We start from the raw sequence: 14,203 nt of genomic DNA, 5'->3' as shown, positions 1-14,203 counted from the left end.
GGCGGTTGACGTTCAGTGCCGGTACAGCTCCTTGGCGATGATGGAGCGCTGCACCTCCGTCGCGCCCTCGTAGATGCGCGGGGCGCGGACCTCCCGGTAGAGGTGCTCCAGGAGGTGGCCGCGGCGCAGCGCGCGGGCGCCGTGGATCTGGACCGCGGCGTCGACCACGTACTGGGCGGTCTCGGTCGCCAGCAGTTTGGCCATGGCCGAGCGGCGGGCGATGTCCGGGGCCCCGGTGTCGTATGCGGAGGCGGCCGCGTACACCAGCAGGCGGGCGGATTCGACCCGGGTGGCCATCTCGGCGAGCTGGTGGCCCACGGACTGCAGGTCCTTCAGCGGGCCGCCGAACGCGGTGCGCGCGCCCGCGTGCGCCAGCGCCGCGTCCAGCGCGGCCTGCGCCATACCGACCGCGAAGGCGCCCACGCTCGGCCGGAAGAGGTTCAGGGTGGCCATCGCGACGGCGAACCCGCCGCCCACCTCGCCCAGCACATCCGCCCTGGTCACCGGCGTACCGTCGAACACCAGCGTCCCGATGGGGTGCGGGCTGAGCATGTCCAGGCGCTCGCCGGTCAGGCCCGGCCGGTCGGCGGGGACGAGGAAGGCGGTGACGCCGCGTGCGCCCGCCGCGCCCCCGGAGCGGGCGAAGACGGTGGCGAAGTCGGCCTCGGGGGCGTTGGAGATCCAGCACTTCTCGCCGGTCAGCCGCCAGGCGTCCGGGCCGTCCGGCTCGGCGGCCAGGGACAGCGCGGCGGCGTCCGAGCCGGCGCCGGGCTCGCTCAGCGCGAAGGACGCGACGGCACGCCCGGCGGCCACCTCGGGCAGCCAACGGGCACGTTGGGCATCGGTGCCGGCCTGGACGACCGGGTAGGCGCCCAGGCCCTGGAGCGCGAGCGCGGTCTCCGCCTCCGTGCACTCCTGGGCGAGGCACTCCCGCAGCAGACACAGGTCCAGGGCGCGCAGCGCTCCGTCGGCGGGGAACAGGCGGCGCAGCAGACCCAGTTCGCCGAGGGCGGCGACCAGCGGGCGGTTGACCCGGCCCGCCGCGCCCTTCTCCGCCAGCGGGCTCAGCCGTTCGGCCGTCATGGCACGCAGCTCGGCGCACCATTGCCGCTCGTCCGGTCCCAGCGCGAATACAGTCACGAGGCGGCTCCCTGGTAGCGGTCCTCTATCGCGGTCTGTTGACTGCCGTCACCAACACGTTACGCTGACGAAGCATCCGAACGGCAGTCCTCGACCACTCGTCGCACCGGCCCCGGCCGGCCGGACGAGCAGCCAACCGAGTCGGCCACCCGGCCGCCCTAGGGGGCGCATCCGCCATGGAGCTACGGTCCTCGGCCCACGCCGACACCTTCGCGCGCGACCGGCTGCCGCCCCGCGAGCAGTGGCCGCACCTCACCGACATGGGCTACCCCGACCGCCTGAACTGCGGCGCCGAACTGCTCGACGGCACCATCGCACGGCTCGGCGCGGACCGTCCCGCGGTGCGCGACGCGAGCGGTCCGGTGTGGACCTACGGGCAGCTGCGGGCACAGGTCGACGCGATCGCCCGGGTGCTCACCGACCGGCTGGGGGTGCTGCCGGGCAACCGCGTGCTGCTGCGCGGCCCCACCACCCCGTGGCTGGCCGCCTGCTGGCTCGCCGTGATGAAGGCGGGGGCGGTCGCGGTGACCGTCCTGGCCGCGCAGCGCCCCAAGGAACTCGCCACGATCTGCGAGATCGCCCAGGTGCGGTATGCGCTGTGCGACGTCCGCTGTGTCGACGACCTCGCCGCGGCCGGGGTCCCGGGGCTGCGGATCACGACCTACGGCGGGGACGGACCGGACGACTTGCGCCGGCTCGCCCGGCCCGGCGCGCCGTACACCGCGGTGGCGACCGCGGCCGACGACGTCGCGCTGATCGCCTTCACCTCGGGCACCACCGGCCGCCCCAAGGGCTGCCTGCACTTCCACCGCGATGTGCTCGCCATCGCGGACACCTTCTCGGCGCGGGTGCTGCGCCCGTCCCCTGACGACGTGTTCGCCGGCAGCCCTCCCCTGGGATTCACCTTCGGACTCGGCGGGCTGGTGGTCTTCCCGCTGCGGGCCGGTGCCTCGACGCTGCTCACCGACTGGGGCGGGCCCGAGCGGCTGCTCTCCGACATCGCGGCACACCGCATCTCGGTGCTGTTCACCGCGCCGACCGCCTACCGGGCGATGCTGTCCGCACTCGACGGGCACGACGTCTCCTCGCTGCGCCGGTGCGTGTCGGCCGGCGAGAACCTGCCCGCCGCGACCTGGCAGTCCTGGTACGGGGCGACCGGCCTGCGGATCATCAACGGCATCGGCGCCACGGAGCTGCTGCACATCTTCATCTCGGCCGCCGACGAGGCGATCCGGCCGGGTATGACGGGACTGCCGGTGCCGGGTTTCCAGGCCCGGGTGGTGGGCACGGACGGCACACCGCTACCGGACGGCGAGCCGGGCCTGCTGGCCGTACGCGGCCCGACCGGCTGCCGCTACCTCGCGGACGCCCGGCAGACCGAGTACGTCCGGGACGGCTGGAACCTCACCGGTGACACCTATGTCCGCGAGGTCGACGGCTACTTCCGCTACGTCGCCCGCGCGGACGACATGATCATCTCGGCCGGATACAACATCGCCGGCCCCGAGGTGGAGGACGCCCTTCTCCAGCACCCCGACGTGGCCGAGGCCGCGGTGGTCGGGCGGGCCGACGAGGACCGCGGACAGGTCGTCGTCGCCCATGTCGTGCTGCGGTCCGGCGTCCCTGAGGAAGAGGACACGGTCGCCGCGCTGCGCGCCTTCACCAAGACCCGTATCGCGCCCTACAAATGCCCCCGCGAGATCGTCTTCCACACCGCCCTCCCCCGCACCCCGACGGGCAAGCTCCAGCGCTTCCGGCTGCGTGCGCCGATCTAGAGTGACCCGGTGACCGACCAGCAAACACAGCACACCCCGCGGTCCCTGATCGTCACGTTCTACGGCGCCTACGGTCGCGGCGAACCGGGCGCGACGGACGAGGCGGCCGCCGTGGTGCCGGTCGCCGCGCTGATCCGGCTGCTCGGGGGGCTCGGGGTGGATCCGCCGTCGGTGCGCTCCGCGGTCTCCCGGCTCAAGCGGCGCGGGCTGCTGGTCCCCGCGCGTACGGCCACCGGTGCGGCGGCCTACGGACTGTCCGACGCGGCCCACGAGCTCCTGGAGGACGGCGATCGGCGGATCTTCGGCCGGCCTGCCGCGCGGCCCTCGGACGGCTGGGTGCTGGCCGTGTTCTCCGTCCCCGAGCAGGAGCGGCACAAACGGCACCTGCTCCGCTCCCGGCTGGCCCGGCTCGGCTTCGGCACCGCCGCACCGGGAGTGTGGATCGCCCCCGCACAGCTCTACGAGGAGACCCGGCACACCCTGGAACGGCTGCAACTGGCCCCGTACGTCGATCTGTTCACCGGCACGCACGCCGGTTTCGCCGCCACGGCGGACGCGGTGGCACGCTGGTGGGACCTGGACGCCATCGCCGCGCAGTACCGCGCCTTCCTGGACGAACAGGAGCCGGTCCTGCGGCGCTGGTCACGACGGCGCACGGTACCGCCGGAGGCGGCCTACCACGACTATCTGCTGGCCCTGGACGCCTGGCGCCACCTCCCGTACGCCGATCCCGGGCTGCCCTCTCCCCTCCTTCCGGAGGACTGGCCGGGTGGCCGCGCGGCAGAGGTGTTCAGCAGGCTGCACGGCATGCTGCGGACCACCGGCGCCCGTTACGCGCACCAGGCGACGGCCGGTCCGTAAGGCGACAGCCGCGGCTCAGCGGCGGCGCTGCTGAGCCCCCACCGCGACGGCCGGCCGCGGCCTGGCCGCGGCGATCACCGAGACCACGTCCTTGAACGAACTGCACATCCGGGTCCCGGCGACCGCGGCGAGCTCACCGAACGTGCCGACGCCGTAGGTCACCGCGACCGGCGCCATGCGCGCGGTGACCGCCATCCTCATGTCCCCCACGGTGTCCCCCACATACGCGCTCTGCCAGGGTGCGACGCCCAGCCGGCCGGCCGCCCGCAGCACCATCTCCGGATGCGGCTTGCCGCGCCGGACCATGTCCTGGCCGATGACCGGGCCGACCAGGTCGCGGATGCCCATGACGTCGAGCAGCGCCTCGGCACTGCGGGTGGTCTTGGACGTGGCGACGGCGAGCTCGACACCATGGGCGCGCAGCGCGGACAGCCCCGCCGTCACGCCGGGGAAGAGCAGCTGCGGCCCCTGGCACAGCACCTCGTAGGCGAACAGCTCGCGGTAGCGGGAGATGGCGGCCTGCACCCGGCCGTCGTCCTCGGGCTTGCCCAGCAGCCGGCCGAAGGCGGGGCCGGGGGGCTTGCCGATGGCGGAGGCCGCCTGCCGCGCGGTCACCGAACAGCCCTGCTCCGAGGCCACCTTGACCAGCAGTTTGCTGATCGCGGGCAAGGTGTTGGCCAGGGTGCCGTCCAGATCGAAGACGGCGGCCCTGATCGTCTCGCCTCCTGCGACCCGTGCGCCTCTCGCGGGACGTTCGCCGACTTCCATTGCTACGCGCATGGCTGGAGACCTTTCCGGATTCCGATGGGGGTGCGGGGTGCGGGGGTTCGGGTGACGTTGCTGGCTCTGCTGGTTGGGCGGCCTGCGGTCGGCGACTGGTAAGGGGCGGAGGCGGTCTCGCCATGGCGCACACGCTGTCCAAGGGCGGTACGCGACCGTCGCGGCGGCTCCATCGGAACGGATCGTCCCGTTTACCGCCTTCGGAGATTTAAAAACCGCCTGCGCTGTTTGTCAATGTGCCTTTGTCACATCCTGACGGGTCGACAGCGCTCCCCCGCAAGCCCAGACTGGCAACACAGGACGCGCAGGCGCCACCGGAGGCCCGGAATCCGCGGCCGAACATCGGCTTCTCGCCAGGGCGTACCAGTTCAGGCCATTCACCCCGACCATATCGAACCGCATGGTTGGTTTTCTATGTAGACTGCAATCAGCTTCGCAGCCGTACTAGAGACGGGACGGACACCGTGCCCACCCAGCATCGCGCCATCCAGAGCCGCCAGGCACTCATCCGCTCGGCCGCAGAGACCTTCCTGGAGAAGGGGGTTCCCGCCGCGGGCATGGTCGAGATCAGCCGGCGGGCCCGGCTGAGCAAAGGAGCCCTCTACTTCCACTTCACGTCCAAGGACGACCTCACCCTCGCGGTGCGCGACGCCGCACTCGCCACGCTGCAGGAGATCGAGAACGGCTTCGCCCGCTCCCCGCGGCCGCTGGCGACCGCCGTGCAGGACTTCGCCGTCGAGCTGTTCAGCCGGGTGGAGACGGACGCCGTACTGCGCGCCGGACTGCGCCTGCGGCCGGAGACCGCACCGGGTCTTGGCATCTACGCCCTGGAGCAGCGCTGGTACGCGCTCTTCCTCGACAAGGCGGTGACCTGCGGGACCGGGGAGCCGGGCCGGCCGACCGCGGCGGCGGCACCGGACGCCGAACCGCGCCGCACCGCCCAGCTGCTGACCTCCATCGTGGTGGGACTGCTGCATCTGGGCGGCGAGGACGGGACGTGGTGGGACCGGGAGGCCGTGGTCGGCCTGTGGGGGCTGCTGTCGGCCTCGGCGGAGCGGATCCCGGCAGCCGGCATCCCGGAGCCGGCACATGCCCCCGCCGCCGGCTGACCCGGCAGGCCGTCAGGAGCCGTACGCCACGAGCGGGCGCGAGCGGATCACAACTCGACCAGCACGGCCCCGATATGGCGGCCCTGGGTGAGCTCGCACAGCGCCCGCGGGGCCTGCTCGATGCCCTTCAGCAGGGCGTGCGGGAAGACCAGGGAGCCGTCCCGCAGGCCCTGACCGAACTCCTTCGCCCACTCCTGCGGCAGATCCGGGTGCGCACGCAGCCCGAAACCGCGCAGCGCCACCCGCCGCGTGATGATCAGCGCCGTGTCCAGCTCCACCGGGGCGGTGCTGCCGCCTGTCGCGCCCAGCTGACTGGAGAGCGCGCCGACCAGCGCGAAGCGGGCGTCGGGGCGGGCCACCTCGAGTGCCGCGGTCAACTGCTCGCCGCCCACGGTGTCGAGCAGTACGTCGATGCCGTCCGGAGCCGCCCGGCGCAGCTGCCGCTCGATCGGGCCGGCGCCGCGCACGATGGTGTCGTCGTACCCCAACTCGGCGCGCAACCGGGCGGCCTTGCGCTCCGAGCCGGTGCTGCCGACCACCCGGGCGGCGCCCATCCGGCGCGCCAGCTGCCCGGCCAGACTGCCCACACCGCCGGCCGCGCCGGAGACGAACACCGTGTCCCCCGGCCGGACTTCGGCGGCCCTGCGCAGCGCGCCCCAGGCCGTCGCGCCCTGGGAGAGGTGCGCGGCGGGATCCGGTAGCGCGTCCAGGTCCAGCCGGCGCACCTGCGACTCGTCGACCACCGCGAACTCCCGCCATCCGTAGCGGTGGTGTACCAGTTCGCCCGGCGTGAAGCCGCCGCCGGGCGCCGCCACCACCTGCCCGATCGCGGAGCCCCACAGCGCCTGACCCGGTACGAAGGGCGGCATCGGCTTCGAGTCACCGGACATCTGCGTCCGCATCGCCGCGGTCACCGCCATCAGGCGCGTACGCACCAGGACCTGTCCCGGCTGCGGTTCGGGCAGCGGCACCTCGGCGACGACGAAGTGCCTGCTGGTCAGCTCTCCTTCGGCGTGGCGGACGAGCCGGATCTCGCGCTGCGCGGCGGGCAGAGCGGTGGGGGACATCGGACAGCTCCTAGAAGTCGTAGTACACGCCACGGCGCGCAGATTCAATACCGCCTGGTTGGCTTCCTTATGATGCCGAAAGAGACTGCGCGGCCAGTGCGACGGGTCGCACTCGGCGCAACTCCAAGAGAGCATACGGAGGCTGTTCGGTGGTCAAGCAGGAACGTGCAGTGCGCACCCGGCGCGCGGTCCTCGAAGCCGCGGCTCACGTCATCGGCAGCCGCGGGTACCAGGCCGCCACCATGGCCGAGATCATCCAGCGTGCCGGTGTCACCAAAGGAGCCGTGTACTTCCACTTCACCTCCAAGGGCGCACTGGCCCGCGCGGTCATCACCGAGCAGGCCGACCCGTTCCTTCCGCAGATCAGCGACTCCCGGCTGCAGGACGCCATCGACTTCACCCACCGGGTGGCGCTGGCGCTGCGCAGCGACCCGCTGCTGCAGGCCGGCACCCGTATCGCGGTCGAGACGACGTTCAGCGACGAGCCGCTGGTCCCCTACCAGGCCTGGACCGACATCATCAGCACGATGTTCAGCGAGGCCCGGGACAAGGGGGAGCTGCTGCCCGGTGTGGTGCCGGACCGGGCCGCCGAGTTCTTCGTCGCCGCCTATATGGGCGTGCAGTTGTTCTCGCGCGCCGCGACCAACCGCGCCGATCTCCCCGAGCGGGTCACGGCGCTGTGGAAGCACACCCTGCCGGGTCTCGCCTCGCCGGGCGCGATGAGCCATCTCGACCCGCACGGCCGTTCGGCGCGGGTCTCCGTCTGACGTCCGCCCGTCCGGCTTCGCCGCCCTCCCGAGCCTGGCCGAGGAGCGCCCCTTAGCACTGGTGAACCCCCCGCAGGGTCCGTATCTTGGAGCCGCGGGGACCGCCAGCGCGGCTCGGCCCGTCTGGGCACCGAGGGCCGCACTTCAGAGAGGACACCTATGGCCAGAGCCATCCTCATGCCGTCGTCTCCGGATCAGCGCCACGACGGCAGAGGCGGGTTCGCCGACGAAAACCGAACGTCCCCTTTGAGTACCACCGCGCCGCAGGGGTACGGCCGCCGTGCGGCAATGCCGGAGGTGTTCCTGACCAACTGGCGGCGGGACACCGCCGACGGCTGGGTCGTCAGCGCCCGGTGGCCGCGCGCACACGGCTTCTACGGACCGGTCGACGGGCGCGAACGGCTGCACGATCCGCTGCTGCTGGTCGAGACCATGCGGCAGGCCGGGATACTGCTCAGCCATCTCGCCCACCGCGTGCCGCTCGACCACCCGATCACCTGGCAGCGGATCGCCTACGACCTCGCGCCGCAGGCGCTGGGCACGGCCGGCGCGCCGGCGGAGGTGGAACTGCACGTCACCGACCATGAGGTGGTCCGCCGCGGCAAGCGGCTGCTCAGCGCGCGCCAGGACTTCCGGGTGCGGTGCGACGGCGCCGACCTGGCCACCGCGACGCTCGACTACGCGTGCCACAGCCCGGCCGTCTACCGCCGGCTGCGCGGCAGGTACAGCGAGCCGACGCCCAACGCCCGCAGGCTGCCGCTGCCCGCGCCGGTCTCCCCGCAGTTGGTCGCCCGGGAGCGCGAGCACGATGTGGTGCTCTCCCCCACCGGCCGCCACGGCCTGTGGCGCCTGCGGGTGGACACCTCTCATCCGGTGCTCTTCGACCAGCCCGCCGACCACGCCCCCGGCATGCTGATGATCGAGGCCGCCCGCCAGGCCGCGCAGGCGGCGACGCCCGGGGTCACCCTGCCGATAGCGATGGAGTGCACCTTCGAGCGGTACGCCGAACTGGACGCACCGTGCTGGGTACGGGCGCGGACCGCCACGCGGCGGGCCTCGGCGCAGGACCCCGACGGCCGCATGCCGGTCGACGTGGCCGTGGAACAGCACGGCAAACCGGTGATCTCGGCGCGTGTCACCGGCCTGCCGATTCGCTGAGGCGCCGCCGTGGAGCCGCCGGAGGCCCACCGTTTCCTCCGCGGACGGCCCCGCCCCGCTGCCCGTGTCTCCCCGTCACCGCAGCGTGAGGCGGGGCTTCGGCGCGTCGGTACGACCGGTGGGCGGGGTACGGCTGCCCGCCTGGTAGGGCGGCGGCCACGGGGCGCCCGGCCCGGTGTACCCCTGCTCCGCGGCGGCGTGCAGCGTCCAGTGCGGGTCGTACAGATGGGGCCTGGCCAGCGCGCACAGGTCCGCACGCCCGGCGAGCACCAGGGAGTTGACGTCGTCCCAGGAGGAGATGGCGCCGACCGCGATGACCGGCACCCCCAGGGTGTTGCGGATGCGGTCGGCGAACGGCGTCTGGTACGAGCGGCCGAAGTCGGGGCGCTCGTCGGCCACGACCTGCCCGGTGGAGACATCGATGGCGTCGGCACCGTGGTCGGCGAAGGCCGCCGCCATGGCCACCGCGTCCTCGGCGGTGGTGCCGCCCTCCGCCCAGTCGGTGGCGGAGATGCGGACCGTCATCGGCCGGTCGTCCGGCCACAGTTCGCGGATCGCGTCGAAGACTTCGAGGGGGAAACGCAGCCGGCGGGAGAGGGAACCGCCGTAGGCGTCGGTGCGTTGATTGGTCAGCGGGGAGAGGAATCCGGACAGCAGATAGCCGTGGGCGCAGTGCAGTTCCAGCAGATCGAAGCCGCAGTCGACGGCGCGGCGCGCGGCGGAGGTGAACTGGTCCCGGATCATGGCGAGTTCGCCCGTGGTCAGCTCGTGGGGGCGCTGGCTGCCGGGCTTGTACGGAAGGGGGGATGCCGCCACGAGGGGCCAGTTGCCGTCGTCGAGCGGTTCGTCGATGCCGTCCCACATCAGCTTGGTGGAGCCCTTGCGGCCCGAGTGGCCGAGCTGGAGACCGATCGCGGTGCCGGGCGCCTGGGTGTGCACGAAGTCGGTGATCCGACGCCAGGCGGCGGCCTGGTGCGGGGTGTAGAGCCCGGCGCAGCCCGGTGTGATGCGGCCCTGTTCGCTGACGCACACCATCTCGGTCATCACCAGGCCCGCCCCGCCCAGGGCTCTGGCGCCCAGGTGGACGAGGTGGAAGTCCCCGGGGACGCCGTCCCGCGCCGAGTACATGTCCATCGGCGAGACGACCACGCGGTTGCGCAGGTTCAGCGAGCGCAGCCGGAAGGGCGTGAACATCGGCGGTGTGCCGGCCGGCGTGTCCGCCTCGCCCTCGACGGCCGCGACGAATCCGGGGTCCCTCAGCCGCAGGTTGTCGTGGGTGACACGGCGGCTTCGGGTCAGGAGGTTGAAGGCGAACTGGCGGGGCGGCTGGCCGATGTAGGTGGCCAGCTCCTCGAACCAGGCCAGGCTGGCGCGGGCGGCGCGCTGGGTGGAGGCGACGACGGGGCGGCGCTCCGCCTCGTAGGCGGCCAGCGCGCCGGCGGTGTCGGGCTGCTCCTGGAGGCAGGCGGCCAGCGCCAGCGCGTCCTCGACGGCGAGCTTGGTGCCGGAGCCGATGGAGAAGTGCGCGGTGTGCGCGGCGTCGCCGAGCAGCACCGTGTTGCCGTGTGACCAGCGGTCGTTGACGACCGTGCGAAAGGCGGTCCAGGTGGAGTTGTTGGAGCGCAGCGGCCGGCCGCCGAGCGCTTCGGTGAAGGTCTTGGCGCACCATTCGGCGGAGGCCCGCGCGTCGCAGCGGTCCAGTCCGGCCGAGCGCCAGACCTCCTCGCGCATCTCGACGATCACGGTGCTGGCACCGCTCGGGCACGGCGCCCCGGAGGGGCGGGCGTAGGGGTAGGCGTGCAGCTGGGCCACACCGTGCCCGGTCTCGGCGATCTCGAAGCGGAAGGCGTCGAGGGCGAAGTCGGCGGCGAGCCAGATGTAGCGGCAGCGGTGGGTGGTCAGCCGCGGCCGGAAGGCGTCGGCGTGCGCGGTGCGGGTCGCACTGTGCACCCCGTCCGCGGCGATGACCAGGTCGTGGGAGCGGGCCAGCTCGGCGGCGGGCGGCGCCTCGGTGCGAAAGCGCAGGTCGATGCCGAGGTCGCGGCAGCGCCGGTGCAGTACGGCCAGCAGCCGGCGCCGTCCGAGCGCCGCGAAGCCGTGCCCGCCCGAGGTGAAGGTGCGGCCCCGGTGCACGATGTCGATGTCGTCCCAGCGGACGAACTCCGCCTGGAGTGCGCGGTAGACCTCCGGGTCGGCGTGCTCGATGCCGCCGAGGGTCTCGTCGGAGAGCACGACGCCGAAGCCGAAGGTGTCCTCGGGGGCGTTGCGCTCCCATACGGTGATCTCGCGGCTGGGATCGAGCCGCTTGAGGAGCGCCGCGGAGTACAGCCCGCCCGGTCCACCGCCGATGACGGCGACCCGCACGGCTACTTCCCCTGCCACTTGGGCGCCCGCTTCTCCATGAAGGCGGCGTGGAACTCGGCGTAGTCGGCGCTGTTCATCAGCAGCGCCTGGGTGGCGGCGTCCATCTCCACCGCGGCGGCCAGCGGCAGATCGAGCTCGGCGGTGAGCAGCGCCTTGGTCTGGGCGTGCGCCAGCGCGGGCCCCTCGGCGAGCCGGCGGGCGAGCGCGGCGGCCGCCTGGTCGGCGTGCCCCTCCTCCGCCAACTCGCTGATCAGGCCGAGGCGTTCGGCCTCGGGCGCGCGTACGGCGTCGCCGAGCATCAGCAGCCGGGTGGCGTGGCCCAGTCCGACGACGCGGGGCAGCAGATAGGCCGCGCCCATGTCGCCGCCGGACAGTCCGACCCGGGTGAAGAGGAAGGCGAAGCGCGCCGAGGGGTCGGCGACGCGGAAGTCCGCGGCCAGCGCGAGCACCGCGCCGGCGCCGGCCGCGACGCCGTGCACGGCCGCGATCACCGGGAACGGGCACTCCCGCAGCGCCCGTACGACCTGGCCGGTCATCCGGTTGAAGTCCAGCAGCTGTGCGGTGTCCATGCCCAGGGTGGCGCCGATGATCTCCTCGACGTCGCCGCCGGAGCAGAATCCGCGGCCTTCCCCGGCGAGCACCAGGGCGCGTACGGAGCGCTCCCTGGACAGCTCCGTCAGCAGGTCGCGGAGGTCGGCGTAGGCCTCGAAGGTGAGCGCGTTGAGCTTGTCCGGGCGCGCCAGGGTGACCGTGGCGATCCCGTCCTTCCTGGTCACGCGGATGTGCTGCCAGGAGTCTGTGCTGCGGGCGGATCCTGTGAACGGGCTCATCGGACTGCCTGCCCCCTTTGGCGGGTCGGCCGGTGGATGCTCTTCCGGATGCCCTTCGAAGTTATCACCGCTTTGTGACTGTCGTCACGATGGCGCGATACGCCGTTTCTCGGCCATGACCCGGACGAAGGTCCCGTCCGCCATGGGCCATAGGTCCCCCCGGCTCCGGCCGCTCGCCTCTGCCCCGGGCTCCGCCGCGCTTCCTACGGTGGACGTACCGGACCGGCAGGTCCCCGGCGCGAGCCGCGGCCACCCGGCGCGGGCCTTGGGCACCCGATCCGGTCCCAGGCATCCGATCCGGCCGTCTGCGAACGGGACGTACCGCTCATGTTGGCACCGCCCACCCCCACGACCTGGCATATCGCGCTGCCGCGGGGCGCGACCGCGGTCCCCATCGCCCGGGCGATGGTCCGATGCGCCATGCAGGACCTGCGGGCCACGGCCGACCGGACCACCGCTCAGCTGCTGGCCGCCGAGCTGGTCGCCAACGCCCTCAAGCACACCCGCGGCACCGACCCCGTCGAGCTGGTGGTGGAGCTGGGGGCCGGGGGCTGCCGGGTGGAGGTGCACGACGGGGACGGCAGACACCTCGACGGGCTCGGGGCGCCTCCCGCCGCTCCGTCCGCTCCCCCTCCCCCGGGCGACGGCACCGCCGCCCCGGCCGGTGCCCGCGGCCGCGGTCTGCTGCTGGTCCGGTCCCTCAGCTCCGCGTCCGGCTGCCGCCCGACGCCGCGGGGCAAGGCCGTCTGGTTCACCCTTCCCGAGCTGCGGCAGCGGCACCAACGCCGCTGACGGCCGGTTCACCGGTCGGCTGCGGGGCCGCCGCGAGCCTGGAGTGGCGCCGCCCGTAGAGCGCGTAGACCAGCGCGCCGGCCACCAGGAAGCCGGCGAACTGCAGCCAGGTGGCCGGGCCGGTCCCGTACATCAGGTAGAGGCAGAAGCCGATGCCCAGCAGCGGGCTGGCCGGGAAGAACGGGACGCGGAAGCGGCGCGGCAGATCGGAGCGGGTGCGGCGGAGCACCATCACGCTGAGGTTGACCGCAGCCATGACCGCCAGCGTCCCGATGGTGGTCAGGTTCATCACCACGTCCAACGGGACGACCGCCGCCGGCACGGCGAAGACGGCCGCGACGATCCAGGTGTTGGTGACGGGGGTGGACGTACGGGGCGAGACCCGCTCGAAGACCCGCGGGATCAGGCCGTCCCGGGACATCGACATCAGGATGCGGGTCTGGCCGTACATCACGGCGAGGACGACGGAGGCGATGGCGACGACCGCGCCGAAGGCGATCACCCCGCCGCCGAGCGCCGAGTCGGTGACCCGGTTGACGATCAGCGACAGCGCGGCGGGCCGGCCCGCGACCTGGTCGGAGGAGAGCGCGCCGATGGCGGCGAGCGCGACCAGGCAGTAGAGCACGGTGACCACGCCGATGCAGACCATGATCGCGACGGGGATGTTGCGGCGCGGGTTCTTCACCTCTTCACCGGCCGTGGTGATCGCGTCGAAGCCGATGTAGGAGAAGAACGCGAGGGAGGCACCGGAGGTGATGCCGGCGATGCCCTCGGGCGCGAACGGCGAGAGGTGGCCGGCCCGGAAGGCGCTGAAGCCGATCGCGCAGAAGAGCACCAGGATCGCGAGCTTCAGCACGGCCATCGCGGCGGTCGCCCGGGCGCTCTCCCGGATGCCGCGGACGAGAAGCAGGGCGGCGAGCAGGATCACGACGACGGCCGGGATGTTGACGATGCCGCCGTCGCCGGGCGGGCTGGCGAGCGCGGCCGGCAGCTGCCAGCCGATCAGGCTGCCCAGCAGCTCGTTGAGGTACTGGCCCCAGCCGACGGCGACCGCCGAGACCGAGACGCCGTATTCGAGCAGCAGGCACCAGCCGACGAGGAAGGCGGTGCGCTCGCCGAGGGTGGCGTAGGCGTAGGAGTACGAGCTGCCGGAGACCGGTATCGCGCCGCCCAGCTCCGCGAACGAGAAGGCCGTGAACACGCAGGTGACGGCCGCCAGCACAAAGGACACCAGGACCGCGGGGCCGGCCTCGGCGACGGTGTCGGACAGGCCGACGAAGATCCCGGTGCCGACGATGGCGCCGATGCCGAAGCACACGAGCTGGAAGAGCCCCATGCTGCGCTTGAGGCCGTTGCCTTCGAGGTCCGCGCCCGATTCGGCGACGAGGACGTCGGGGGACTTGATGCGCAGTCCGGACGGACCTGGCGCGCCGGGTGCGGCGCGCAGCGCCTCCTGGGGACGGGGGCGGGAGACGGGCGGGCGCATGGGGGCGGTTCTCTTTCTGGTGGTGCGGTGCGCGCGGCGGGGGTGGGCCGCACACAGGAGCGGGGTCCGGACCG

The 14,203-nt window shown here is 73.0% G+C and carries 12 protein-coding genes; 6 read left to right on the top strand and 6 right to left on the bottom strand.

Features of this window, described 5'->3' with window-relative positions:
• Positions 1-12 precede the first annotated feature (12 nt).
• Positions 13-1,140, bottom strand: a complete 1,128-nt coding sequence (locus tag AC0680_RS11230) for an acyl-CoA dehydrogenase family protein (RefSeq protein WP_478626920.1) — start codon at positions 1,138-1,140, stop codon at positions 13-15.
• Positions 1,141-1,316: 176 nt separating this feature from the next.
• Here AC0680_RS11230 and AC0680_RS11225 point away from each other — a divergent pair, with 176 nt between their 5' ends.
• Both AC0680_RS11225 and AC0680_RS11220 read left to right on the top strand, forming a co-directional pair.
• Positions 1,317-2,915 (top strand): AMP-binding protein, encoded by a 1,599-nt coding sequence (locus AC0680_RS11225; RefSeq protein ID WP_478626918.1) that lies wholly within the window; start codon positions 1,317-1,319, stop codon positions 2,913-2,915.
• A gap of 9 nt (positions 2,916-2,924) precedes the next feature.
• Positions 2,925-3,776 (top strand): PaaX family transcriptional regulator, encoded by an 852-nt coding sequence (locus AC0680_RS11220; protein WP_478626916.1) that lies wholly within the window; start codon positions 2,925-2,927, stop codon positions 3,774-3,776.
• Between the two features lie 15 nt (positions 3,777-3,791).
• On the opposite strand, the gene AC0680_RS11215 is transcribed toward AC0680_RS11220, so the two are convergent.
• Positions 3,792-4,556, bottom strand: a complete 765-nt coding sequence (locus AC0680_RS11215) for an HAD family hydrolase (protein WP_478626913.1) — start codon at positions 4,554-4,556, stop codon at positions 3,792-3,794.
• A gap of 464 nt (positions 4,557-5,020) precedes the next feature.
• On the opposite strand from AC0680_RS11215, the gene AC0680_RS11210 reads away from it, so the two are divergent.
• On the top strand, positions 5,021-5,665 hold the full coding sequence (locus AC0680_RS11210; protein WP_478626910.1) for a TetR family transcriptional regulator: 645 nt from the start codon (positions 5,021-5,023) through the stop codon (positions 5,663-5,665).
• A gap of 47 nt (positions 5,666-5,712) precedes the next feature.
• On the opposite strand, the gene AC0680_RS11205 is transcribed toward AC0680_RS11210, so the two are convergent.
• Entirely contained in the window at positions 5,713-6,732 is a 1,020-nt protein-coding gene (locus AC0680_RS11205; RefSeq protein WP_478626909.1) for an MDR family NADP-dependent oxidoreductase, read from the bottom strand.
• A gap of 149 nt (positions 6,733-6,881) precedes the next feature.
• Between AC0680_RS11205 and AC0680_RS11200 the strand changes: the two genes are divergently transcribed.
• A complete protein-coding gene (locus tag AC0680_RS11200; RefSeq protein ID WP_478626907.1) occupies positions 6,882-7,499 on the top strand; it encodes a ScbR family autoregulator-binding transcription factor in 618 nt (205 codons plus the stop codon).
• 159 nt (positions 7,500-7,658) lie between these two features.
• Positions 7,659-8,657 (top strand): ScbA/BarX family gamma-butyrolactone biosynthesis protein, encoded by a 999-nt coding sequence (locus AC0680_RS11195; RefSeq protein WP_478626905.1) that lies wholly within the window; start codon positions 7,659-7,661, stop codon positions 8,655-8,657.
• A gap of 75 nt (positions 8,658-8,732) precedes the next feature.
• On the opposite strand, the gene AC0680_RS11190 is transcribed toward AC0680_RS11195, so the two are convergent.
• Positions 8,733-11,039, bottom strand: coding sequence for a bifunctional salicylyl-CoA 5-hydroxylase/oxidoreductase (locus AC0680_RS11190; protein ID WP_478626903.1), 2,307 nt, complete (start codon positions 11,037-11,039; stop codon positions 8,733-8,735).
• Positions 11,024-11,851, bottom strand: a complete 828-nt coding sequence (locus tag AC0680_RS11185; RefSeq protein WP_478626901.1) for an enoyl-CoA hydratase family protein — start codon at positions 11,849-11,851, stop codon at positions 11,024-11,026. The genes AC0680_RS11190 and AC0680_RS11185 overlap by 16 nt, the downstream gene beginning before the upstream one ends.
• Before the next feature lie 327 nt (positions 11,852-12,178).
• On the opposite strand from AC0680_RS11185, the gene AC0680_RS11180 reads away from it, so the two are divergent.
• A complete protein-coding gene (locus AC0680_RS11180; RefSeq protein ID WP_478626899.1) occupies positions 12,179-12,643 on the top strand; it encodes an ATP-binding protein in 465 nt (154 codons plus the stop codon).
• Here AC0680_RS11180 and AC0680_RS11175 read toward each other — a convergent pair.
• Positions 12,603-14,129, bottom strand: coding sequence for an amino acid permease (locus AC0680_RS11175; protein ID WP_478626897.1), 1,527 nt, complete (start codon positions 14,127-14,129; stop codon positions 12,603-12,605). The genes AC0680_RS11180 and AC0680_RS11175 overlap by 41 nt on opposite strands.
• Between the last annotated feature and the right edge of the window lie 74 nt (positions 14,130-14,203).

The sequence above is a fragment of the Streptomyces sp. NPDC043738 genome (assembly GCF_056436545.1).
Note: the sequence above shows the minus strand (reverse complement) of the source record. Positions and strands in the feature narration are given on the sequence as shown.